This window comes from Pseudoalteromonas sp. D15MCD-2, from assembly GCF_038562745.1.
In the GTDB taxonomy this organism is placed as follows: domain Bacteria; phylum Pseudomonadota; class Gammaproteobacteria; order Enterobacterales; family Alteromonadaceae; genus Pseudoalteromonas.
This window is the reverse complement of sequence record NZ_JBCFQE010000001.1, coordinates 3,247,822-3,272,531: the sequence shown is the minus strand read 5'-3', so window position 1 is coordinate 3,272,531 and position 24,710 is coordinate 3,247,822. Positions and strand designations below refer to the sequence as shown.

The window sequence follows — 24,710 nt, the reverse complement described above, 5'->3', positions numbered from 1 at the left end:
TCTCGCATCTCGCACCTCGTAGGCGTCACGCTTGCTTGGCGCGTCTTACATTCAACACCGTTCGCTCAAAACTGAAAGCTGACGGCTAATCTTAAAATATCGCGCGAAATAAATTTCACGCCTACAACACCCCGCATCTCGCACCTCGCATATCGCATCTCGCATCTCGTATCTCGCATCTCGTATCTCGTATCTCGTATCTCGTATCTCGTATCTCGTATCTCGTAGGCGTCACGCTTGCTTGGCGCGTCTTACATTCAACACTGTTCGGCTCAAAACTGACAGCTGAAAGCTGACGGCTCCTAGAAACCACTTAAAAGAAATATGTCAGCGCTGTCATTTTTGTTGCGATAGTGTTATAAATATTTAATATCTCTTTTATATAATCATCTGAATGAGCAGCGCTGAAGAGTCGAACTGTGCTGTTATAGGAAATGTTATGTCTGAAACGAATAAACAAAGCAGTGTTGTGCCCATGGCGATTGTTGCCACGCTGTTTTTTATACTGGGTTTTGCTACGTGGTTGAATGGTTCACTGATGCCATTTTTACAGCAAATTTTGCAGCTTTCACCTTTTCAGGCATCGCTGATTATTTTCTCGTTTTATATCGCCGTGACTTTTACGGCTCTACCTTCGGCGATGATCATCAGAAAGGTAGGTTATAAAAACGGTATGGCGCTGGGTATGGCGACCATGATGGTGGCAGGTCTACTGTTTATTCCTGCTGCAAAAACGCAAATTTTTGCACTGTTTTTATTCGCGCAGCTTGTTATGGGGGCTGGGCAAACGTTATTACAAACAGCGGTTAACCCATACGTAGTAAGAATTGGCCCCGAAGAATCAGCTGCGGCTCGCGTTAGTATTATGGGTATATTAAATAAAGGTGCGGGTGTTGTAGCACCGATTGTATTTACTGCTCTGATACTCAGCGATTTTAAAGGCTTTGTAGGTAAAGAGCTCAGCCAAACTGATATTGACGCAATGGCCAATGGCTTAATTTTACCGTATTTAGGGATGGCTATTTTTATTGGTATACTCGGCTTTGCGGTGACTAAAATGCCATTACCCGAGTTAATTGATGACGATGTTGATGAACAAAAACCAGGGCAGGTAAAAGAAGCGCTGAGCCATCCGAGTCTTGCCTTAGGGATTGTGGCACTTTTTGTTTATGTGGCAGTTGAAGTAATTGCTGGTGATACCATTGGCAGTTTTGCGTTGTCGTTAGGTGTTGAAAAATACAGTGTTATGACATCATACACCATGGGCTGCATGGTGCTAGGTTACTTTTTAGGGATTTTACTTATCCCAAGAGTGTTATCGCAGCAAACAGCGCTGACAATTTCAGCGGTATTGGGTTGTGTGTTAACTCTAGCGATTGTTACAGGTAGCAATGAAACTGTATTTATATCAACATTATTTGGCCTAAAATCGGTACTGCCTGATACCTTATTGCTCATTGCTGTGCTAGGCTTTGCTAATGCCATTGTATGGCCGGCAGTTTGGCCGTTAGCATTATCTGGTTTAGGCAAGCTAACTAGTGTAGGCTCTGGTCTGCTCGTTATGGGTATTGCTGGTGGAGCGTTCGGCCCATTATTTTGGGGCTTAGCAAGTGGCGGCGTAAAAAGCGCAGAAGCACAACAAATGGCTTATATTGTGATGTTGCCTTGTTATTTATTCATACTTTTCTATGCTGTTAAAGGTCATAAGATGAAAAGTTGGAAGTAATTATGAGTTTGAGGTTGGGTGTAAAGCGCACTGCCTTGAACTTTGAAAAGCATTTCTAGTAAATAGAAATAATCCCGTGTGTAATGCCACCGAAAGGTGGCATTTTTTTGTTTGGGGTTTGAAAAAATTAGGCGCTAGGTATTAGGGGGCTAGGTGCTAGGCTTTCGCGCGAAATAAATTTCACGCCTACAATATCTCGCACCTCGCATCTCTTGTCTCGTAGGAAGGGCTTTAACCGTGAATTACCCTTAAAGACTTCGGCACTAGAGTGCCTTCTACATCGGAGGCGTCACGCTTGCTTGGCGCGCCTCAAACACGGCACTGCTGCTAACATTTCGCGCGAAATAAATTTCACGCCTACATTCCCCTGCATCTCGCATCTCGTGGGAACGGCTTTAGCCGTGAATTATCCTTAAAGACTTCGGCACTAAAGTACCTCCTACATCGTAGGCGTCACGCTTGCTTGGCGCGCCTCAAACACGGCACTGCTGCTAACATTTCGCGTGAAATAAATTTCACGCCTACAATATTTCGCATCTCGTGGGAACGGCTTTAGCCGTGAATTATCCTTAAAGACTTCGGCACTAAAGTACCTCCTACATCGTAGGCGTCACGCTTGCTTGGCGCGCCTCAAACACGGCACTGCTGCTAACATTCCGCGCGAAATAAATTTCACGCCTACAATATCTCGCACCTCGCACCTTGTATCTCTTGTCTCGTAGGAACGGCTTTAGCCGTGAATTACCTCGGCACTAAAGTACCTCCTACATCGTAGGCGTCACGCTTGCTTGGCGCGCCTCAAACACGGCACTGCTGTTAATATTTCGCGCGAAATAAATTTCACGCCTACATTCCCCTGCATCTCGCATCTCGGAGGCGTCACGCTTGCTTGGCGCGTCTTACATTCAACACCCATCTGAAGGCGGAATGTATTGCGATCAAACAACACAGTTCGGCTCAAAACTGACAGCTGACGGCTTTTAGAACTGAAAACAGGTATTGAAGATAAAACTAAGTCTTGAGATTAAAGTATAAAATATTTAAGAAAATAAAAAAATTTACAAAGGGGGAGAAGTGGGGCGACTGATGGGGCTTGAACCCACGACAACCGGAATCACAATCCGGGGCTCTACCAACTGAGCTACAGCCGCCACTGAGATACACCTCGTTTGGTGTGGCGCGCATATTACATAATTAAGGTTGGCTTGTGAAGCCCTAAATTGAAAAAAGTAGAAAAAACTTATTTACCTCAGAAAATTCAGAAAACCATCACTGGTCAGCTCGCGTTCAGTTTCGCAGATTAGACTTGCGGTTTTTGTAATTGAGCAAATACTCATTTCGTAGTTTCACGCGTAATTTAATGATTTTTTAACCAAAGATCATATATAATTTGTACAGCGTTATGCTAAAAATGAACTTCAGGAGAGAACATGGATACAATAATGAACTGGATCAACGAGAATTCAGGTTTAATCATACATTACGCCGTTCAGGCGGTTCTAGCGCTAATCATTTTCTTCATCGGTGGTCGCATCGCTAAATTCTGCGAAGGCTTAACTGAAAAAGCATTTGATAAAAAGAAAGTCGATAAAGCTGTAGGTTCATTTGTTGCTAGTATTGTCTATGCAATTGTATTTGCTGCAACAATCTTAATGGCACTATCTCAATTAGGTATTGAAACTACTTCATTCATTGCTATTTTAGGTGCGGCTGGTTTAGCAGTAGGTTTAGCATTACAAGGTTCATTATCTAACTTTGCATCAGGTGTTTTAATCATCTTACTTCGTCCTTTCAAATCAGGTGACTATGTAGAAGCAGGTGGTAAAGCGGGTACAGTTAAGAAAATCGAAATTTTCTCTACAGAATTACGTACACCAGACAACAAAGTAATTATCATGCCTAACTCATCAATTATGGGCAGCCCAATTACAAATTTCTCTCGTGAATCAACTCGTCGTATCGATTTAGTAATCGGTGTTGGTTACGATGCAGATCTTAAAGAAGCAAAAGCAGTTCTTAAATCAGTTTTAGATAAAGAAGAGCGCTTACTAAAAGACCCAGCATATACAGTAGCTGTATCTGAGCTTGCAGATTCAAGCGTAAACTTTGTAGTTCGCCCTTGGGTTAACTCTGCTGATTATTGGCCAACGTATTTCGATTTAATGGAAAACATTAAGATCGCATTAGACGATGCCAACATCACAATCCCATTCCCGCAAATGGATGTTCATTTGCACAAAGAAGACTAATTAAGTCTAACGTACAAGTAGTAAAGGTTATTTTTTAATGAAATTAAAAGCATTATCAATTCTAGTTGCAGCAAGCGCTGCAACTAGCGCATTCGCAGCAGATGAAACCAAAACTTGGGATGTAACCAGTGAACTAGGTGCCATTATTACAAGTGGTAACACTGAAACAACAACTCTAAAAGGTGGTGTTAAGGTTTTACATAACTTAGAAAACTGGAATAACGAGTACAAGTTAGACGGCATCTACAAAGAAGATGAGATCGAAAACGATCAAGGTGTTAAAGAAACACAGCGTACTAACGAAAAGTACTCAATCTCAGCACAAGGTAACTATAAGTTAAACGAAAAGCATTCACACTTATTCATCTACGGCTCGCACGTATCTGATTACTTTGGTGCATATCGCCATGAGTCAGTTATCTCAGCGGGTTATGGTTTACGCCTAATCGACCGTTCTGATATGTGGCTTAACGCTGAAATCGGTCCTGGTTATAAGTACTTCCAGTATCCGAATGATAGCACTGAAGTTGATGATAACGGTGATTCACTTGCTGGTGAGCGTGAAGGTGAAGTAATCGCGCTAGGTAAAGTTGACTACAACTGGCAAATTTCAGACAGCGCGCGTTTCACTCAATTAGTATCAGTTGAATATGGTGATACCAACACTAAAACGCGTTCAGAGTCTGCAATCCTTGCTAAGATCAACGGCTCACTACAAATGAAAGTAGCTTACAACATCACCCACAACTCAGATGTTGCCGATGATAAAGAAAACACAGATACAGAAACGTCACTAACGCTAGTTTACAGTTTTTAACTAAATAAATCGTTCTGTTGACAATTTAATGACAAAAAGGGACGAAAGTCCCTTTTTTATTTCTGTAATTTTCAGGTAGAATAGACAATCTTTTTGACTGTAGAACTATGGATATCCCTACCTGTGATGTTATTTAAAAGACTCTTCATTACTTTTTTGCTGTTAACTTCCGCATCAGTATTGGCTTTTACCCCTACAGCCGCACAAATCGAACAATTTAAAAAGCTTCCTAGAGCACAGCAAGAAGCGCTAGCAAAGCAATATGGTGTCGACTTATCGACCATTACAGGTAAAAAGTCTTCAAGTGAATCTGCTGAGCAAGAACCTACAGTTCAACCTCGTCTAGAGCAAAATGACGAGCCATTAACTGATGAAGAACGCTTTGCTCCAAAAGTTGATGAAGTAAAGCCTTTTGGTTACGACTTATTTGCTGGCGAGCCTACATCATTTATGCCAAGCGAAAATGCGGCAGTTCCCGACACCTACTTAATTGGTCGTGGCGATACTCTTAATATCAACTTTTACGGTAAAGAAAGCGAGAGCTATGAGGTTGTTGTTGACCGCGAAGGGCGTATCAGCATTCCAAACTTAAGTCCTGTTCAAGTGGCGGGTCTGACTTTTGCAGAAGTCAAAGAGTTAATCAAAGCAAAAGTTGAACAAGAAGTAATTGGTATTAAAGCATTTGTTTCAGTAGGCAAACTTCGAAGCATTCGTGTGCTAGTGCTTGGTGAAGCGTACAAACCGGGTAGTTATTCTGTTTCATCACTGACTACCGTATCGCATGCACTATTTGTTAGTGGTGGGGTATCTGATATCGCTTCACTACGTAATATTCAAGTTAAACGTGCGGGTAAGGTTGTTGCAAACTTTGACTTGTATGATCTATTAATCAATGGTGATAGCAGTAACGATATTATTTTAAAACCAGGCGATGTAGTTTTTATCCCATCTGTTGGTTCACAAGTCGCTGTTGAAGGCTTGGTAAAACGTCCTGCTATTTTTGAGCTTAAAAAAGGTGAAACAGCAGAACAGTTATTAAAAATGGCGGGTGGTTTAAAGCCGCAAGCTTACGCTAAAAAAGCAATTGTTGAACGCTTCAATAACAATAATATGAAAGAAGTATTATCAATTGACTTTAGTAGCAATCAAATTAACTACACTCCTCGCGATGGCGATCGTATTCGTTTTAATCCAGTGAGCTTCCAATATCAAAACAGTATTAGTTTAATTGGTGCCGTTGCACGTCCGGGTCATTATCAATGGCATCAAGGTAAACACATCTCTGACGTTCTAACTTCAGTGCGTGGTGACTTGCTGCCTCAGGCTGACTTAGGATACGGATTACTTGTTCGTGAAGTTAATGTAGCAGGCGATATTCAAGTTTTTCAATTTGATATAGCACAAGCGATAGTTAAAGCTGCTGAGCATGATCTAGAACTGAAAGCTAACGATAAATTATTTGTGTTTAGCCGTTACCAGGAAAAACAAGCAGAAGAAAGTGCTCTTGCGAATATGGCGCTTACCGAAGAGCAGCAACAGCAGCAATATAAAGTCAAGCAATGGCACGAATACCAGCAAAGAGAATTTGAAAAATATATTGGGGTTACAGATTCAGTTGATAGTCCTAAATTAGAACGCGACAATGCAAAATCAATTGAAGATATCTCTAAGGGTAGATTGGGTAGTGGTACCAAGGAATTATCACCAGAAGATTATGCCGTATTTAGTCGTTACAGCTTATTAAAGCCAATTATTTCAAAACTTAAACAACAAGCTTCAGTTTCTGTGGCGATGCAACTTGTAGAAATTAATGGTCACGTAACCTACCCAGGTGTATATCCGCTTACAGTTAATAGTGAAGTAAACGATTTAATAGCTGCTGCAGGTGGTTTACTTGAATCTGCTTACACAGAGCAAGCTGAGATCACTCGCATAATGAATGGTGATGCGTCAAAGGTTAAACACATTAAATTTAACCTGCAAGCAGCAATGCTAGGTAATAATGGTGAAAATATCGCATTACGAAGTAAAGATAGTATAAATATTTTTTCTATCCCTAACTGGCAAGAGAATGTGAAAGTTCAATTAAGAGGGGAAGTTAAATTCCCTGGCGTTTACACAATTCGTCGTGGCGAAACATTAAGCAATTTACTTGAACGTGCAGGTGGTTTTTCTGAATTTGCCGCGCCTAATGCTGCTATCTTCACTCGTGAAGCAATTCGCAAACAAGAGCAACAGCAACTTGCAAAACTTTCTGAAGATTTGCGCCGTGATATTGCGTCAAAAAGTTTCGAAAACTCAGTAAGTAGCAGTACTCTGTCTTATGATGAAATGAATAAGCTGTTAAATGATCTCTCAAGTGTTGAGGCTGTAGGTCGACTAGTCATTGATTTACCATTAATTGTTGAAGATAAGCAAAAGCTCGTTTTACAAGATGGTGATGCCTTATATGTACCAAGTAAGCGTGATTCAATTAGTGTTATAGGTGAAGTTAATTATGCAACCTCGCATTTATTCAAACAAGGTATCACAGTTGACGATTACATTGACCTTAGTGGCGGCTTAAAAGAGCGCGCAGCTGATGAGCGTATTTATATCATCAAAGCAAACGGCTCTGTGAAAATTCCATCTACTGGTAGTTGGTTTGCTGTAAATGACACAAACACACTTGAAGCGGGTGATACCATTGTTGTACCTCTGAATTCAGATTACATGGATAACTTAACCTTGTGGAGTACAGCAACACAAATCGTATATCAGTTGGGTGTAGCAGTAGCCGCTATTAGCAGTATTTAATTTAATAGTTACCGGGCATTTAATTTTAGTAACTTTAAATAAATGAGATAACTTACCAATGGAAAGAAGTGTGGATTCACAGAATATTCAACAAAGTATGTATGCTGAAGATGAAGGCGTAGATCTTAAAGGCTTTTTCTTAACTATTTGGAAAGGCAAGTTAACAATTGCAATAGTAGCCGTCATTTTTACATGTTTATCTGTTGCTTTAGCGCTTAGCCTTCCAAATATTTATAAATCAGAAGCACTGCTTTCTCCTGCTGATAGTGGTCAAGGAGAAGGGGGGTTAGCTGCATTAGCAGGTCAATTTGGTGGTCTAGCTAGTATGGCTGGAATTGATTTAGGAGCAGGTTCTTCTGATAAGTCAGCATTAGCAATTGAAGTATTAAAATCTAGAAAATTTACAAGTGAGTTCATTGAGCGACATAATATTTTGCTAGATTTAATGGCTGCTAAAAGCTGGTCATACGAAGCCAATACTATATCCTACGATGAAGATATCTATGATGCCAAAACAAATACTTGGGTCAGAGATGTTAACCCTCCATTTAAGCCAAAGCCATCACTACAAGAAGCTTATAGAGAGTTTAAAGAGATTGTCTACGTAAATTCTTCAAAAGACACTGGTATGATTACAATTTCTGTGGAACATATTTCGCCCTACATAGCCCAACAATGGGTAATTTGGCTCATCGAAGATATTAACAAAGAGATGAAAGAGCGAGATGTAGCCGAGGCAATTAAAAGCACTGAGTTTTTAAAGCAACAAATTGAAAATACAAAAGTTGCAGATATTAAAACTGTACTTTTTAAGCTTATTGAGGAACAAGCTAAAACAATTATGTTCGCTGAAGTTCGAGATGAGTATGTTTTCAAAACTATCGATCCAGCATTAGTTCCTGAAGAAAGAGTAAGTCCAAAAAGAGCGCTTATATGTGTTGTAGGGGCCTTATTTGGGATTTTAATTGGCATTCTGATTGTTTTAGGAAAGAACTATTTTAGAGAGCAAGAAAGTGCTTGATAACTAAGCGCTATTTTGAAACTCACTCTATATCATTTTTTAAAGTTAAGCCTGAAATTCAGGTATTAATATTATGGAAGTTATATGACTAAAGGTATTATTTTAGCGGGTGGTAGCGGTACTCGCCTTTACCCATTAACGAAAGTCGTAAGTAAACAACTTATGCCCGTATATGATAAGCCGATGGTTTATTATCCAATCGCTACCTTAATGAATGCTGGCATAAAAGATATTCTAGTCATAACAACGCCAGCAGAATTAGACCGCTTTAAAGAACTACTAGGTGATGGCAAAGATTGGGGCATCAATATTGAGTACAAAACTCAACCGTCGCCAGATGGCCTAGCTCAGGCTTTTTTGTTGGGTGAAGAGTTTATTGGAAATAGCAATGTTGCATTGATCTTAGGTGATAACCTTTTCTATGGCCACGACCTTGTTAAGTCACTGCAGCTAGCTGCTTCTAGGGAGTCTGGAGCAACGGTTTTTGGCTATCATGTAGCAAATCCATGTTCATATGGTGTTGTTGAGTTTGATGAGAGTGGCAAAGCGATTTCTATAGAAGAAAAGCCAGAAGCGCCAAAATCAAACTATGCTGTCCCAGGTTTATATTTCTTTGATAATAAAGTTGTTGAGTATGCAAAGAATGTTGAACCTTCACCTAGAGGTGAGCTAGAAATAACCGATGTTATCGAGCAATATTTGGAGACTAACTCTTTAAATGTTGAAATTATGGGCCGCGGAACGGCCTGGTTAGACACCGGCACCCATGACAGCCTGCTACAAGCAGCGCAATTTATCGAAACTATAGAAAAAAGACAGGGATTAAAAGTAAATTGTCCTGAAGAAGTCGCTTTTCGAATGGGATATATCAATGAGCAACAGTTACAGCAATTAGCTGCTCCATTAGTCAAAAGTGGTTACGGTGAGTATTTGTTGAGCCTACTTTCAAGAAGAGTTTTCTCATGAATATAATTGATACAGATATCCCTGATGTAAAAATTTTAGAACCTAAAGTATTTGGTGATGAGCGAGGTTTTTTCTTAGAAACGTTTCGTGAAGACTGGTTCCGAGAGCATGTTGCAGATGTAACTTTTGTGCAAGACAATCACAGTAAATCTGGCCAAGGTATTTTAAGAGGTCTGCATTATCAAACGCAGCAAACGCAAGGGAAATTAGTGCGCGTGATTGCCGGAGAAGTTTATGATGTTGCTGTTGATATTCGAAAAGATAGCCCGACTTTTGGAAAGCATGTTGGTGTCTTATTAAATAGTGACAATAAAAGACAGCTTTGGGTGCCAGAAGGGTTTGCACATGGCTTTTATGTAACAACTGAATCTGCTGAATTTGTTTATAAGTGCACAAATTATTATGCACCTGAATTTGAACAAAGCATTTCTTGGGATGATCCTACTCTTGCGATTCAATGGCCTCTTGTAAATGGTATGCAGCCATTATTATCACCTAAAGATGAAGCTGGTTTAATGCTAGCAGATGCTCCTACCTTCTAATCGAGTAATTTATGAGTAAAACAATTTTTGTAACCGGCGGAGCTGGTTTTATTGGTTCAGCATTAGTTCGCTTCTTAATAAATGAAACTGAACATACAGTAGTTAACTTCGATAAGCTAACGTATGCAGGTAATTTAGAGTCATTAGCATCTGTAGAACAAAATGAAAGATATCATTTTGTAAAAGGTGACATTTGTGATCGAGAAATAGTTAGCGCTACGTTTGCCAAGTTTCAACCTGACTTTATCATGCATTTAGCCGCGGAAAGCCATGTGGATCGCTCTATTGATGGACCAGGTGAATTTATTCAGACAAATGTTGTTGGAACCTACGAGCTACTCGAGGCTGCCAGAACTTACTATGCTTCTCTAAATGATGAAAAGAAAACAGTATTCCGCTTTCACCACATTTCAACAGATGAAGTATACGGCGATTTAGGTGAAACGGGTCTTTTCACTGAAAAAACGCCTTATGAGCCTAGTTCACCTTACTCTGCGTCTAAAGCTGCATCCGATCATCTTGTTCGAGCATGGAACAGAACTTTCCAACTACCAGTAGTGCTAACAAACTGCTCAAATAATTATGGTCCATATCATTTTCCGGAAAAATTGATCCCGCTAATTATTCTTAATGCTTTAGAGGGTAAAAAACTACCTGTATATGGCGATGGTAAGCAAGTAAGAGATTGGTTATTTGTTGAAGACCATGCAAGAGCACTTTATAAAGTTGTATCTGAGGGAAAACTAGGCGAAACATACAATATTGGTGGCTTCAATGAAAAACAAAATATTGAGGTAGTCACAACAATTTGTAACCATCTGAATGATCTAATTGCAGAAAAGCCTGCTGGCTTAGATGACTTTAAAGAGTTAATTACATTTGTACAAGACAGGCCCGGCCATGATTTAAGATATGCAATTGATGCCTCAAAAATAAACAAAGAGCTAGGTTGGCAGCCACTTGAAACATTTGAGTCAGGTATTTTAAAAACAATTAAATGGTATTTAGCAAACTCACAATGGTGTCAAAATGTCCAGTCTGGTAATTATCAACGTGAGAGGCTTGGCAGCGCATGATTTACACAGTTATTGGTGGTAAAGGCTTCATAGGTAGTGAGATTGTAAAGCAGCTTAGAGAGGCTGGTGAGCAAGTCTATGTACCAGAAAAGCTAGATGAGGGTGTTTTCACTAAAGCATTAGGCACAGTGATTTATGCTGCAGGCCATGGAGACTGCGCTAATAATCCAATGAAAGTACTCGATTCAAACGTCAGTTACCTAGTAAAAATGCTTGAAAGTAGCCAGTTTGATAGGTTTATTTATATTTCATCTACGCGTGTTTACATGAATCAGCAAGCAAGTTGTGAAAGTGCTGACCTCACTGTTTGTGCTAAAGATAACAGAGCGCTATTTAACTTAACAAAGCTTACGGCTGAGAATTTAGTATTAAACCTAGTAGATAAAGCAATCATAGTTCGACCAAGTAACGTTTATGGATTAGCGGTAAACAGCCCTCTATTTTTACCTTCAATAGTTAGAGATTCGATCGCTAAAAAAGAAGTAAATATGTATATCCGCGAGGACTATCAAAAAGACTATGTTTCAGTAGTTGATGTAGCTAGTGCAATCTACAAGTTAGCCAAAGCTGACATTCAAAGTAATGAAATATTTAACATTGCTTCAGGAAGAAACACTCGTGCAGATACAATTGCAAAAGTATTGACTGATAAAACAGGCTGTAAAGTAAATTGGTTTGAAAGTAATGTTAATGAAGCCTTTTCTGAAGTTGATATTAGCAAGCTGCAAAGTGTGATTGACTTTAGCCCGGCTACAATTGAAGACGATCTCGAATCAATGATTAACTCATTTACGGAACTTTACAACAAGCATGAAAGTTTTACTCTTTAGTCCAGATACGTTTGGCTATTACACAAAAATTATAAATGTGATGGAGTCAAAAGGTCATTCTGTAGACTGGATTAACCACATTTATGTAAAGAGTAACTTTGATCGAGTAAAGTCAAGGTTAATGCCAAGCCTCACAAGTAAGTTAACAGCAAAGTACTTTATAAATGAGATTGACTGGCAAGGCGACTATGAGTTGATTGTTGTCATTAAAGGTGAAGGCCTTTCAGAGTTTTTGCTTGATAAAATGAAGCAGACCTTTAGCAAAGCAAAGTTTGTGTACTACTCATGGGACTCATTGTCTAATGTGAAAGGTGCTAAAGGGAAGTTTCAGTATTTTGATGCAATAAAATCATTTGATAGGGTTGATTGTCAAAATATAGAACACCTTGAGTATTTACCGCTTTTCTATAGCAAAGAATATAGCCGAAAGGTAAATTCAGTCTCAGATAATAAATACTCAGCTGCTTTTGTTGGAACATTACACTCTAATCGCTTTAGTGATGTATTAGGGATGGCTTCTTTGGTTGAAAAGAATCTTAATAAACCTGCTTTCACATTTTTTTATTACCCTAGCAAACCCGTCTTTAAAGTACTAAAAGTTATTAACAAGTCCTTTCGTAAGGTACCAATAGAAGAGGTTTCGTTCGATAAGCTGAGTGCTCAAGATGTTTCTCGTGTGATGTGTGATTCTGAGGTCATTATTGATTATGGCCACCCTGATCAAACAGGCTTAACAATGAGAACCATTGAGACCTTAGGAATAAACAAAAAGCTAATTACTAACAATAAATTAGTAATGGAAGAGCCTTTTTATAAAGCTGAAAATGTTTTTGTAATTGGCGAGCAGAACGAGCAAGATCTAGCACAATTTCTAACTTCACCATATGTTCCAGTTAGTAATGAAGTTTATGAAAGTTACTCTATAGAAAACTGGGTTGAGCGTTTAATTCAATGCTAAAAAAACTCTTTTCTAGTGCATTTTTATTAATGCTTAGTACTTTAATAGCGAAAGGCTTTATATTAATTCTTAATATTTTAATTGCTCGTTACACATCAAAAGATGTTTATGGAACTTTTGTGTTTTTGCGAAGTACAATTAACTTATTTGAGACTACATTTAGCTCAGCAGTAAACCCTTTCGCTGTTAAAGAAAGCTCTAAAGAGAACTTTAGTAGAGTATCAGTGCTTGCGTATGGTGTTTTCTATGCATTTACAGCATTAATTGTCTCAACCTTATGCTTATTATTATGGTCAAGCAGTTCATTTTTAGGAAGTTTATCTTCTTTTGATTTTTTGACACTTCAAATAGTTTTGACAGTAGTAATATTGATCTCACTAACTCTGTTGAATGGCTATGCGACCTCGGTGTACATAGGGAAAGGCATCTATAAAGTCATTTTCTTCTCAACAGTAATTAGCATCGTTTTATCGGCCGCTTTTATTTTCAATACATATGAAGATATTACTGTTGAAATAGCTTTATTTTATATGCTTATTTATCAGTTTACAGATTTAGCAATCAAAGCATGTAATGTCTTGATAAATCACATGCATGTTTTAAAAAATATTAAATACGATGTGCTTTTTCAGAAAACTAAAGGTGTATTCAATACGATAAAGCCAGTAATTTTAGGTTCAGCAATTAATGCTTTTATCTTTTGGTTTGTAAGGTATATAACTGCTAACAGTGAAAATGGCTTTGTAGCACTTGCTGAATTCGATGTTTCATTTCAGATGTTTATGATTTGTTCAATCCTTTTAAATATCATCTGTAATATTGTTTTACGAAACTTAACGAAGCTCCATGAATCGGGTAGCAATGTAAAACAACTTCTTGTCTACGCTTTGCGTTATATGTTTTTATCTTGCCTTCTCTTCATTGCTATAGGTTATTTTCTTTACGATTATTTCTTACTTTTATATGGTGAGCAATATACCTCGAATCTATTTTTAGAAGTAACTTTAATCTGTTTATTCTATTCTATTGCTTTAGCATTCAACCGAGTAATGGTAGTTATGAATAAAACATATCAACTTTTTTACGTTGCTTTGACTTCTGCGGTAGTAATGGGCATATATATTTTGGCTGTAACTGCAAGTGCAGAGAGCTTAGCTATTTCGTTTAGTGTTTATTATCTAACTTCATGTGTTGTTTATTTATATATATTTTCGCAAATAGGCTTATCTAATGATTAATCGTATTATGAAACTTTACCAAGACAGTGGCTTACTACTTTTCTGTGTACGAATTCCTTTGCGTTTTCTAAAAGTCTTTTTCGATATTTTAAATACTCTATTTTATAAGGCAGTATGTAAAAAAGTAGGTAAGAATGTTCGTATCGAGTTTGGTGCTAGAATTGAGTCACCCAAACTTGTAACCATAGGCAATGGGGTTTTCATTGGAAAAGGAACATTGCTTGTATCTGAGAACAACACCGGTGAATGCATTATCGAAGATAAAGTACATATATGCCGAAATTGCCATTTAGATCACACTGGTAGATTAACGATTGGAAATAACACTTTGTTATCAGAAGGGGTTGTTATTTACAGCCACAGCCATGGCTACGACCCTAAAAGTAAGCCTGTTGGTATAGAAAAGGAAATTGCAGCAAATTGCTGGTTAGGTACACGTGCAATTTTATTAGAAACTGCTGAAAGTATCGCTGAAAAAACGATCGTTGCGAGTGCTGCGGTTGTATCTAAGTCAATTACAGAAAAGCAATGTATCTTTGGTGGTGTACCTGCAAAAAGAATAAAACAATACAATGATTGATGCATTTATAACCTTTTATTTTATTGTCCTATTACTGTTACTTCTTTATTTGAAAAAGGGGAAGAAAGACTTTTTCCATGTAATTCCCTTTTTCATTTTGTTTTCTATGGCCGAAGTGCCATATCTATATTTTATAGCCCATAATCCGCAAGAGCTTCATCCAAAAGTTATCTATCACTTAGATGACTTTAGTTTTGCCTTTTTTCAGCATGTTATGTACAAGCTAATATTTGCAATTGTTTGTATTTTTACCATGGCTTTTTTTGAACCTAAGGGCAAACTTTTTGGCGTATCAAGTATTGGTGTAGGCATGAAAGTAGTAAAATTTAAATATGCGAGCTACTTCTTTATTGCCCTCACTATACTAATGTTTGCTTTGTTCCTTCATAAAGTAGGCGGTTTCTTCTTTCTGATAAGTAATATGGATAATAAAACCTTGGTAGTTCAAGGTACTGCAATGTATAGGAACATCTTTTTTATATCTGCGATGCTCTCTATAGGCTACTACATAACTTACTTGTCACTGAAAAAAATTAAGCTTAAAAATTACCTTTTTCTATTTTTTATATCAGTGTTTTTCTTTGCCATGTTGGCATCTTACGGTGAAAGAAAAAATCCACTACTACTTTTAGTTTTCTTAGTTCTAATGTGGAACTATAAAATTAAAAATGTAAATGTATTTTCTGTTAAAAACTTACTCTTATTATTCTTTTTAGTTTTCTTTGCTTCTCTTGCACCTATTTTAAGGGTTGATGGAGCATTAGATTACTATATGTCAGATCCAGGCTCTTTAATACCTGACGCCTTGCCATATATGGGCGAGTTATTTAAGCGATTCAGTGATATTGATATTTCGCTATTTATCTTTCCATATTTTGACTCTATAAATAAGCTTTGGTTCGGTAGTACATTTATGGACTTCTTTACAGGGTTTATTCCAAGCTCATTTTATGAGGCTAAACCACCACTAGATGAAGGTGTTTATATCTATAATTTCGCACAGGGAAATAATGTTGCAATTAATTCACCATTTAAGTACATGATCCCTGTAGGTTGGCCTCTAAGTCGTGTAACTGCAGGTTATGTACACTTTGGTCCTGTTGGAGTTATTTTGTATGCAATTTTGACAGGTATGATTTTAAAATACTTCTATCAGGTAATGATCAGTTCAAAGTTTGCTCCTTTGTGGGTTTCTTTTTATGCCTTCATGATGTTGACAGGGTTTGGTATTTCAAACGCTTTTATTTTTAATACATTAACCATATTCGTTTTATTAATGTTATTCACTTTGTTTATTTACTTATTTGAGGGCAAGAAAAATGTATCTCGTTAACTTTTCAAATCAGATTGCTGCAGGCCCCAAAAATATTGCTAATAATTTTATCCGTAATGCATTACAAAGCGGCGAAAAGTTCGTGTTTATTGTGCCAAACTTGCCTGAGTATCTAACATACTCAGAGACAGAAAATTGCAAATTTGTAGTTGTTGACGTAGTACCTGGCAGTATTAAGGCCTTATTGAATGTGTTTAAAGTCAACTTTTCACTGATGAATTCATTAGTAAAACAATATGAGCCTAAAGCAATTCTTGCTTTCGGAAATTTTTTATTTGGTATTAAAAGTAATCAGAAAAAAGTAGTCCTACTTCATCATCCATATATCGTTGATGATCGTTTGTATGGTAATTTGGGTGGAGTTGCAAAAATTGCAGAGAAAATTAAGCGTTACCTTTTTGGTAAAACAGTTAAAGCTGTAGACACAGTTGTTGTTCAAAGTAGCTACATGCAAAAATTGCTCAATGAAAAAGTGACAATTGATTCTGAAATTATTTTTAACCCAATTAGCGATAACTTCAAAAGAGAGAGCATTGCAAATTTTCAAGCTAAGCAAGAGTTACCTAAAGTAAAAGAGCTACTTTATGTTAGTCGCTTTTATGCACATAAAAATCATGCATTTTTATTGAAGCTTGCTACTGAAATAAAAGAAAAGGAATTACCTGTTGTTATTAATATTACGGTTGATGAATCAATAGCTGAAGCTGCAGAATTTATAGCTGCTATAAAAGAACAACAACTACCGATCAATAACCTAGGGGAGTTACCTCAGGCAGATCTTAAACAATATTATCAAGACTTTGCATTTGCGGCTATTTTTCCTTCAAAATCTGAAACCTTCGGTAACCCTTTAATAGAGGCTATGTTTTACGATCTTCCAGTTATTGCCCCAGACCTTGATTATGCTCATTCAGTTTTAGATCAAGCGGGTGTGATTTACAAAGAAGATGATGTGCATGATTGCGTAAATCAAATAAGTAAGTTATTTGATCTTGAAACGTATAACGATACGCGGCTAGCCTCACACACAAGAGCGCAGTTATTTCCTGATTCAGAGTCATGGTTTGAAACTTACATGGCGCTTTTGAGGTAGTACATAAATGAAGTATGTTTATAAAAGCAATAATCTAGACTTTTTAAGATTGGTACTTGCCACGGCGGTCGTGTTTTTACACTTAGCTTTTTTAGCTAAAACCCCCCTGACGGAGTCAGTTAGTGAATCACTACATTGGTTATCTGGTAGTGCTGTGTCTACTTTCTTCATTGTTAGTGGCTTTTTGATTTATATGAGTTACGACAGAAGAAAAACGCTCATTAATTATTTTTGGGGACGTTTTCTTCGCCTTTACCCTGCATATATTTTGTTAATTTTGTTTTCTAGCTGTTTATATTTTCTGGTCGGGGACGGGAGTTCGGTTGGGAACTATGCATCTGAAATTAAGTACTTTATAGCTAATGCGGTTTTTCTGAATTTCTTAGCACCTACTATTGATGGTGTATTTTCAACGAACCCAGAGCCCTTTATTAATGGTTCATTATGGACTCTAAAAATAGAAGTTATGTTTTATTGCATGGTTCCTATTATTTACATGCTGTTAGAGCGTAAATATAGTTACTTATATATGTTGGTAATCTATGTATTATCATTCATTTATAAAGATTTTATCTTATTGCATAAAGATACTATTCCAATGGCTGAAACACTGGCATCACAACTGCCAGGGCAAATGATGTATTTTGTTTCAGGTATATTTTGCTTTAAATACTTTGATATATTGAAAAGACAATTTTCAGCCTTGTTAATTGCATCAGTTCTTTTGATGTGGCTCAATTTCTATTACTTACAGCCATTTGTAATTGCTGTTTTCATTACATTGGTATTTATTTCATTGCCTAATGTACTTTCATTTAAAAAGTTAGGCGATATTTCATACGGTGTATATATCTTTCATTTCCCGATCATTCAGTTATTTATAGCAAATGGTTTTGAGTTTAATACGGTTTCATCTTACTTAGTGCTATTTACGACGATCTTTGTTGTTTCTACAGTTTCGTGGAAACTAGTTGAAGCACCGAGTTTAAGACTTAAGAATAGATTCTTTTAGGAGTTAATATGGGAGTCTTAATTACAGGTGGAAACGGCTTTATTGGTAAAAAGCTTGTTGATTTTTTAGCAAAAGATTTCTCTATCTCGATAACACAAAGAGAGAGCGAAATTACTACTCAAGCCGCAGTCAAATCTATAGTAACTGGTGACTTATCTGAATTTGCACAGTGGGATTGTGCGCTAAAAGGGTGCACTCAAGTTATTCATTTGGCATCGTTTGCTCATAAACATACACCGGCTATTCAAGAGCTTGAGCAAACAAATATTAGTGCTCTAAAAGATTTATTAGTAGCGTGTAAAAACAATCAAATAAAAAAGTTTATTTACTTTAGTACGGCATATGTGCACGGTAAATTCGCTAATTTAGATGTTAATGAAAACTCTTCGTTAATTGAAGGGGAGCCACAGCTTCAAACGAGAATCACCGCAGAAGACTTAGTAAAAACTTTTTGTTCCGATTCAGGCATTGATTACATTATAATTCGCCCTACACTTGTTTTGAGCCATGATGCACCTGGGAACATAAGAACTTTAGCTAAACTGGTCTCTAAGGTTCATGCTTTTCCTTTCAAAGCAATTAGCAATCAGCGTTCGTACTTATCAGTAGATAAATTACTTCGTTTCACCAAACTTTGCTTAATGACCGATATAGCAAATGGTGAGACTTACCTATTAGCTGATGAAAAAGCTTTATCACTTCAACAAGTACTGAATTATCTTGCAGGTAGTCAAAAAGTAAATATTAGGCACTTTTACTTTCCTGAGGTATTGCTGCGTTTGGGTTTAAGAGCTCTAGGGCAAAAAGAACGTGAAAATGTCCTGCTTGATAACTTTGTGGTCGACTCTTCGAAAGCAGACAAACTTTTAACAGAAATAAATATGGGTAGACGTTAATGTTACGTATTTTAGATTTTTTCATTGCTTTGTTCGGATTGGTATTTGCTTTTCCTTTCTTGATTATACTTTTCATTATTGGTTTATTTGATACAGGCTCTCCAGTCTTTAGACAAGAGCGGGTTGGACGTAATCAAAAGCCATTCATTTTGGTAAAGTTTAGAACAATGAAGGTTGATACTGCATCAGTTGCAAGTCATCTAGCAAGCTCTGCTTCAATAACTCCTTTTGGGTCGTTCTTACGTAAGACGAAATTAGATGAAATTCCGCAATTATGGAATGTGCTTAAAGGAGAAATGAGCTTAGTAGGTCCAAGACCTGGGCTATTTAACCAAGAAGAGCTAACCTTAGAAAGAAGTAAATTAAACGTATTTGATGTGCGACCAGGAATTACTGGTTTAGCACAAGTAAACGAAATAGACATGTCAACGCCAGCTAAGTTAGCTGAGGTTGATAAGCAAATGATTGATACATTGAATATAAAACTGTATTTCAAGCTAATACTTATGACAGTAACAGGCAGTGGTAGTGGTGATAGAGTAAAGTAAATGACTTGGTAACAAATTTACACTCATTATTACAAACTAATAAAGAGTTCGCAGTCGTTTAAGGTTAAATTATTTTCATTGTTATGAATGTTGTTGCTGTAGTAAAATCGGCACAGATGTGAACACTTAGCTCAGGAAGGGCCCTCGATTGTTACTTAATTACCTTGTGAAATTACCAAGAAGCCAAAAACGTATTTTGTCTGTGGCTATTGATACAGTATTTATATTTACTGCTTTTTGGCTGGCCTTTATCTTGCGTTTAGATAACTTTGATGAATTCCACGAAGTAAAAAATTGGTGGTTGGTTTTTGCCATAACTCCATTAAGCCTTCTTAGTTTCATAAAGTTAGGCCTTTACCGTGCTGTGCTTAGGTACATAAACTCACAAGCTCTATGGGCAATTCTTGCTGGTGTAATTTTATCAACAATTTACTTTGTTGCTAGCTCATTCTTTTTAGGCGTTCAGGTACCAAGAACTGTTCCTGTTATTTACGCGTGTATCTCTTTATTGTTTATTGGTGGCAGTCGGTTAACTGTCCGTGCAATTGTCGGTAAACTGATAATGCGCAGAAAAGAGAATGTAATTATTTATGGCGCTGGTTCTGCAGGTCGTCAATTAGCCACAGCTCTTGCCAATGGGCCGGAGTATGCCCCAGTTGCATTCATTGATGATGATCTTAAAAAGCAAAATACCTTTATCCAAGGTATTAATGTTTTTCATCCTGATGACATTCCCTCAGTGGCAAATAGTAAATCTGCAAGTAAAATTTTATTAGCTCTTCCAAGTGCAGGGGGAAGTCGCAGAAAAGAAATTCTAAATAAAATAGAGTCTTTTAAATTACAGGTTATGACAATCCCTGGTATGGCAGATATTGTTGCTGGTAATACAAGCTTAGAGCAAGTCAAAGAGGTTGGTGTTGAAGATCTTTTAGGACGTGACCCAGTAGAGCCAAACTCCGAATTAATGTCTGCTAATATTCAAGATAAGGTTGTTTTGGTATCTGGAGCTGGAGGATCTATTGGCTCAGAGCTTTGTCGACAAATTGTTAAAAACTCACCGGCCAAGTTAGTCTTATTTGAGCTTTCTGAATATGGCTTATATGCAATTGAAAAAGAACTAAAAGACTACGTTTTTCAAAACTCCTTAAATATTGAAATAGTGCCAATTCTTGGCTCTATTCAAAACTTTAAACTCATCTCAATGACACTTTCGTCATTTAAAGTGCAAACTATCTATCATGCAGCGGCTTACAAGCATGTTCCTTTGGTTGAGCACAATGTTATAGAAGGTGTTAAAAATAACATCTTTGGTACCAGTAACATTGCCCGTGCTGCGATAGAAAACAAGGTTGAGACTTTTGTACTTATTTCAACCGATAAAGCGGTTCGACCTACCAATGTGATGGGTACTACTAAGCGCATGGCTGAATTAGTGCTTCAAGCATTATCAGATACGCAAAAAACTACGCGTTTTACTATGGTGCGTTTTGGTAATGTCCTGGGGTCATCAGGCTCTGTTGTTCCGCTATTTAGGCAACAAATAAAACAAGGTGGCCCAATCACTTTAACCCATAAAGATATCACTCGTTACTTTATGACGATTCCTGAAGCCGCACAGCTTGTTATTCAAGCTGGTGCAATGGGTAAAGGTGGCGATGTTTTCGTTCTAGATATGGGCGAGCCAGTTAAAATAATGGATTTAGCTACTAAGATGGTCCACCTCTCTGGTTTAGAAGTGAAGTCAAATAAACACCCAGATGGTGATATTGAAATTCAATGTACAGGCCTAAGACCTGGCGAAAAGCTTTATGAAGAGCTATTAATTGGTGATAACGTTGTTGGTACAGATCACCAAAGAATCATGAGTGCACACGAAGTTAAGATGCCATGGGATGAGCTTGAACAAGTTTTACTTGAGCTTAAATCGTCATGTGATTTAAACGATCACCACTCTATTCGTAAGTTGTTGTTAGAAGCACCAACAGCCTTCAATCCCACTGATGGTATTTGTGACCTCCATTGGCTCGAGAGTGTTAAAAATAACGAAAATGTAACTGTATTGAAGAATGCAAAGTAAAAAATAAAGCAGTTTAACTAGGTATATATGAATATTACAATCGCGGGTACGGGTTATGTTGGTTTATCTAATGCCATGTTGTTGGCCCAACATAACAATGTAGTAGCTCTAGATATTGTTGAAGAAAAAGTAGCGCAACTAAATGCCGGGAAGTCGCCAATATCAGATACAGAAATTGAGGATTTTCTTGCTAATAAGCAACTGAATTTTACTGCCACTACAGATAAGCAATTAGCTTATCAAAATGCAGATTTTATCATCATCGCTACGCCTACCGATTATGACCCAGAAACCAACTACTTTAATACCAAGTCAGTTGAAGCTGTTATTGCTGATGTACATACAATAAACCCAACAGCAGTAATGGTTATTAAGTCAACGGTGCCTGTTGGCTTTACCGAAAGCATTAAGCAAAAGTTTAATACAGAAAATATTATTTTCTCTCCAGAGTTTTTAAGAGAGGGTAAAGCGCTATACGACAATTTACACCCATCGCGTATTATCGTGGGTGAACGTTCTGAGCGTGCCGAAGTATTTGCAAATTTACTAGCACAAGGGGCTATTAAAGAAGGTATTGAAGTTTTATTTACGGATCCAACAGAAGCAGAAGCAATCAAGTTGTTCTCAAATACTTACCTTGCTATGCGCGTAGCCTACTTTAACGAGCTTGACAGCTACGCAGAAAGTCATGGGTTGAATTCTAAACAAATAATCGAAGGGGTAAGTTTAGACCCGCGTATTGGTGGTCATTATAATAATCCTTCTTTTGGTTATGGAGGCTATTGCTTACCTAAAGATACCAAGCAGTTACTAGCTAACTACAAGGATGTGCCAAATAACATGATCCGCGCAATCGTAGATGCAAATTCAACTCGTAAAGATTTTATTGCAGAATCTATTCTTGCTAGAAAACCGAAAGTTTTAGGTATTCACCGCTTAATAATGAAATCAGGTTCAGACAACTTTAGAGCATCTGCAATTCAAGGTATTATGAAGCGAGTTAAGGCTAAGGGTGTTGAAGTAATTGTTTATGAACCGGAATTACATGAAGAAACTTTCTTTAACTCTAAAGTGACCCATGACCTAGCTGAATTAAAGTCTTCTGCAGATGTAATTATTGCCAACAGAATGGTAACTGAGCTCGATGATGTTGCAGAAAAAGTATACACCAGAGACCTGTTTGGTAGTGATTAGTTCTCACTTGGGGTAATAACAATTTTGTAATAGACACGCCTAAATTCTCTGCGTATAATCGCTGGCTCATAAAAACCAATCCTTTTGGATTGGTTTTAAGGAAAATGAGTATTTTAGGTGTGACTATGGAAAGTTGGTACTTACTTTTTTGTAAATCAAAACAAGAGCTAAGAGCTCAAACTAACCTTCAAAACCAAGGTTTTGAAGTATTCTTTCCCGAACATAAAATCGAGCGAATCGTAAAGGGTCGCCGATCAATTCGTACATCTCCTCTTTTTCCTAGTTATTTATTTATAAAGCTAGACTCGCAAAACTGTAACTTTTCTGCGGTAAAAAATACCCGTGGAGTAAGTGGTTTTGTTGCTTATGGTCATAAATTTCAAATCGTACCTGAGCAGTTAATTGCTCAACTCAAATCTATGAGTGATATGAGTGAGGTAACATCTTCGCTACCAAAAGCCGGTGATGTTGTTTATCTAAACACAGAGTCATTTAAAAATGTTCAAGCTATTTACCAAGAGTCAGATGGTGACATGCGTAGCATTTTGTTAGTTAATTTATTAAACAAACAAGTCACCGTAAGTGTAGATAATAAAGAAATCAGTTTATAAGTCGCGATTCAAAACGGCATTAACTTAGGAATGCTTTTAGCCGTGAACATGTTCAAAATGTTCGGCGTTAATACGCCTACTACGGTATAAGAATTAAGATTTAACACGTAAAAAACAAAAATAATAATAAAATCAGTACGTAGGAACTGCAACCTAGGGGCGGAAGCGTGCCCGAAGGGCTAGACAAGCAAATAATTTTGCTTTCAAGCGTAAGCGAGAGGAGCTCTGCGACGAACTGGAACGGAAGCGTGCCCGAAGCCGTAGGAACGGCTTTAGCCGTGAATGAGGAAAAATGTTCTGCGTTAAAACGCCTCCTACGGTGTAGGCATTAAGCTTTTACACGTGAAAAACAAAAATAATAATAAAATCAGTACGTAGGAACTGCAACCTAGGGGCGGAAGCGTGCCCGAAGGGCTAGACACGGTGTAGGCGTCACGCTTGCTTGGAGAGTCTCAAACACGGTGCTACTGCTAATAATTCGCGCGAAATAAATTTCACGCCTACAAAATTGAATGTACGGTGATGGCCTGGCGCCAATCCCGTAGGAACGGCTTTAGCCGTGATTGAGGAGGAATGTTCGGCATTAAAATGCCTCCTAGGTCGTAGACGTCACGCTTGCTTGGCGGGTCTCAAATACGGCGCTGTTGTTAAGACTTCGCGCGAAATAAATTTCACGCCTACAACCTACAAAATGGAATGCACGGTGATGGCCTGGCGCCAATCCCGTAGGAACAGCTTTAGCCGTGAATTGTTGAAAATGTTCGGCGTTAAAAGCCTCCTACGAAGTAGGCTTTTGTATTAATAACGCGATATCGCTTGCAAACACACACAAGCAACGATTTAAAATCTTGAAGAACCTAGAACCTAGAACCTAGAACCTAGAACCTAGAACCTAGAACCTAGAACCTAGAACCTAGAACCTAGAACCTAGAACCTAGAACCTAGAACCTAGAACCTAGAACCTAGAACCTAGAACCTAGAACCTAGAACCTAGAACCTAGAACCTAGAAGTATTCATTAACTATTTTGCAAAAACCTGTCACAAGTGAGCGTTTACTAAACACTCAGTCTTGCGAACCTTGTAATGCCATGCTTTAATTAGGCAGCGTAAAAATAAACAGTTGTGGTTTTATTTTAACTGGACGTT

Annotated in this window: 20 protein-coding genes and 1 tRNA gene; 20 read left to right on the top strand and 1 reads right to left on the bottom strand. The window is 37.6% G+C overall.

The annotated features are described in order from the left end of the window. The first annotated feature begins 439 nt into the window (after positions 1–439). Complete coding sequence (nagP, locus tag AADY36_RS14995) at positions 440–1,726, top strand: N-acetylglucosamine MFS transporter NagP (protein WP_239963982.1); 1,287 nt, start codon at positions 440–442, stop codon at positions 1,724–1,726. A 1,075-nt stretch (positions 1,727–2,801) separates the two neighbouring features. Here nagP and AADY36_RS14990 read toward each other — a convergent pair. Further along, positions 2,802–2,877 (bottom strand) — tRNA-His (locus tag AADY36_RS14990). Positions 2,878–3,156: 279 nt separating this feature from the next. Between AADY36_RS14990 and AADY36_RS14985 the strand changes: the two genes are divergently transcribed. The 19 genes from AADY36_RS14985 to rfaH all read left to right on the top strand — a co-directional run bounded on the left by AADY36_RS14985 (position 3,157) and on the right by rfaH (position 23,563). Then, on the top strand, positions 3,157–3,975 hold the full coding sequence (locus AADY36_RS14985) for a mechanosensitive ion channel family protein (RefSeq protein ID WP_054563554.1): 819 nt from the start codon (positions 3,157–3,159) through the stop codon (positions 3,973–3,975). A gap of 37 nt (positions 3,976–4,012) precedes the next feature. Continuing rightward, entirely contained in the window at positions 4,013–4,792 is a 780-nt protein-coding gene (locus AADY36_RS14980; protein ID WP_342409169.1) for a DUF481 domain-containing protein, read from the top strand. Positions 4,793–4,918: 126 nt separating this feature from the next. Then, positions 4,919–7,588, top strand: coding sequence for an SLBB domain-containing protein (locus AADY36_RS14975; RefSeq protein ID WP_342409282.1), 2,670 nt, complete (start codon positions 4,919–4,921; stop codon positions 7,586–7,588). A gap of 58 nt (positions 7,589–7,646) precedes the next feature. Next, positions 7,647–8,609, top strand: a complete 963-nt coding sequence (locus AADY36_RS14970; RefSeq protein WP_342409168.1) for a Wzz/FepE/Etk N-terminal domain-containing protein — start codon at positions 7,647–7,649, stop codon at positions 8,607–8,609. Positions 8,610–8,693: 84 nt separating this feature from the next. Further along, a complete protein-coding gene (gene rfbA / locus AADY36_RS14965) occupies positions 8,694–9,575 on the top strand; it encodes a glucose-1-phosphate thymidylyltransferase RfbA (RefSeq protein WP_058583920.1) in 882 nt (293 codons plus the stop codon). Further along, entirely contained in the window at positions 9,572–10,117 is a 546-nt protein-coding gene (gene rfbC / locus AADY36_RS14960) for a dTDP-4-dehydrorhamnose 3,5-epimerase (protein WP_062566058.1), read from the top strand. The genes rfbA and rfbC overlap by 4 nt, the downstream gene beginning before the upstream one ends. 11 nt (positions 10,118–10,128) lie before the next feature. Continuing rightward, complete coding sequence (gene rfbB / locus AADY36_RS14955; protein ID WP_058583918.1) at positions 10,129–11,193, top strand: dTDP-glucose 4,6-dehydratase; 1,065 nt, start codon at positions 10,129–10,131, stop codon at positions 11,191–11,193. Next, entirely contained in the window at positions 11,190–12,023 is an 834-nt protein-coding gene (locus AADY36_RS14950; protein WP_062566056.1) for an NAD-dependent epimerase/dehydratase family protein, read from the top strand. Before rfbB ends, AADY36_RS14950 begins: the two co-directional genes overlap by 4 nt. Next, a complete protein-coding gene (locus AADY36_RS14945) occupies positions 12,004–12,981 on the top strand; it encodes a hypothetical protein (protein ID WP_342409167.1) in 978 nt (325 codons plus the stop codon). The genes AADY36_RS14950 and AADY36_RS14945 overlap by 20 nt, the downstream gene beginning before the upstream one ends. Next, positions 12,975–14,219, top strand: a complete 1,245-nt coding sequence (locus tag AADY36_RS14940; protein WP_342409166.1) for a hypothetical protein — start codon at positions 12,975–12,977, stop codon at positions 14,217–14,219. The genes AADY36_RS14945 and AADY36_RS14940 overlap by 7 nt, the downstream gene beginning before the upstream one ends. Then, positions 14,212–14,799 (top strand): acyltransferase, encoded by a 588-nt coding sequence (locus tag AADY36_RS14935; protein ID WP_342409165.1) that lies wholly within the window; start codon positions 14,212–14,214, stop codon positions 14,797–14,799. The genes AADY36_RS14940 and AADY36_RS14935 overlap by 8 nt, the downstream gene beginning before the upstream one ends. After that, positions 14,792–16,132 carry a hypothetical protein gene (locus AADY36_RS14930; RefSeq protein ID WP_058583913.1) on the top strand — a complete coding sequence of 447 codons (1,341 nt, stop codon included), beginning with the start codon at positions 14,792–14,794 and terminating at the stop codon, positions 16,130–16,132. Before AADY36_RS14935 ends, AADY36_RS14930 begins: the two co-directional genes overlap by 8 nt. Beyond that, positions 16,119–17,225 carry a glycosyltransferase gene (locus tag AADY36_RS14925; protein WP_342409164.1) on the top strand — a complete coding sequence of 369 codons (1,107 nt, stop codon included), beginning with the start codon at positions 16,119–16,121 and terminating at the stop codon, positions 17,223–17,225. The genes AADY36_RS14930 and AADY36_RS14925 overlap by 14 nt, the downstream gene beginning before the upstream one ends. A 7-nt stretch (positions 17,226–17,232) precedes the next feature. Further along, complete coding sequence (locus tag AADY36_RS14920; RefSeq protein WP_342409163.1) at positions 17,233–18,237, top strand: acyltransferase family protein; 1,005 nt, start codon at positions 17,233–17,235, stop codon at positions 18,235–18,237. 8 nt (positions 18,238–18,245) lie between these two features. After that, on the top strand, positions 18,246–19,133 hold the full coding sequence (locus AADY36_RS14915) for an NAD-dependent epimerase/dehydratase family protein (RefSeq protein WP_342409162.1): 888 nt from the start codon (positions 18,246–18,248) through the stop codon (positions 19,131–19,133). Continuing rightward, positions 19,133–19,681 carry a sugar transferase gene (locus AADY36_RS14910; RefSeq protein WP_342409161.1) on the top strand — a complete coding sequence of 183 codons (549 nt, stop codon included), beginning with the start codon at positions 19,133–19,135 and terminating at the stop codon, positions 19,679–19,681. Before AADY36_RS14915 ends, AADY36_RS14910 begins: the two co-directional genes overlap by 1 nt. Positions 19,682–19,829: 148 nt before the next feature. Beyond that, entirely contained in the window at positions 19,830–21,758 is a 1,929-nt protein-coding gene (locus tag AADY36_RS14905) for a polysaccharide biosynthesis protein (RefSeq protein WP_342409160.1), read from the top strand. Between the two features lie 27 nt (positions 21,759–21,785). Further along, positions 21,786–22,952 (top strand): nucleotide sugar dehydrogenase, encoded by a 1,167-nt coding sequence (locus AADY36_RS14900; protein ID WP_342409159.1) that lies wholly within the window; start codon positions 21,786–21,788, stop codon positions 22,950–22,952. Positions 22,953–23,077: 125 nt separating this feature from the next. After that, positions 23,078–23,563, top strand: a complete 486-nt coding sequence (rfaH, locus tag AADY36_RS14895) for a transcription/translation regulatory transformer protein RfaH (RefSeq protein ID WP_058583906.1) — start codon at positions 23,078–23,080, stop codon at positions 23,561–23,563. Positions 23,564–24,710 lie beyond the last annotated feature (1,147 nt).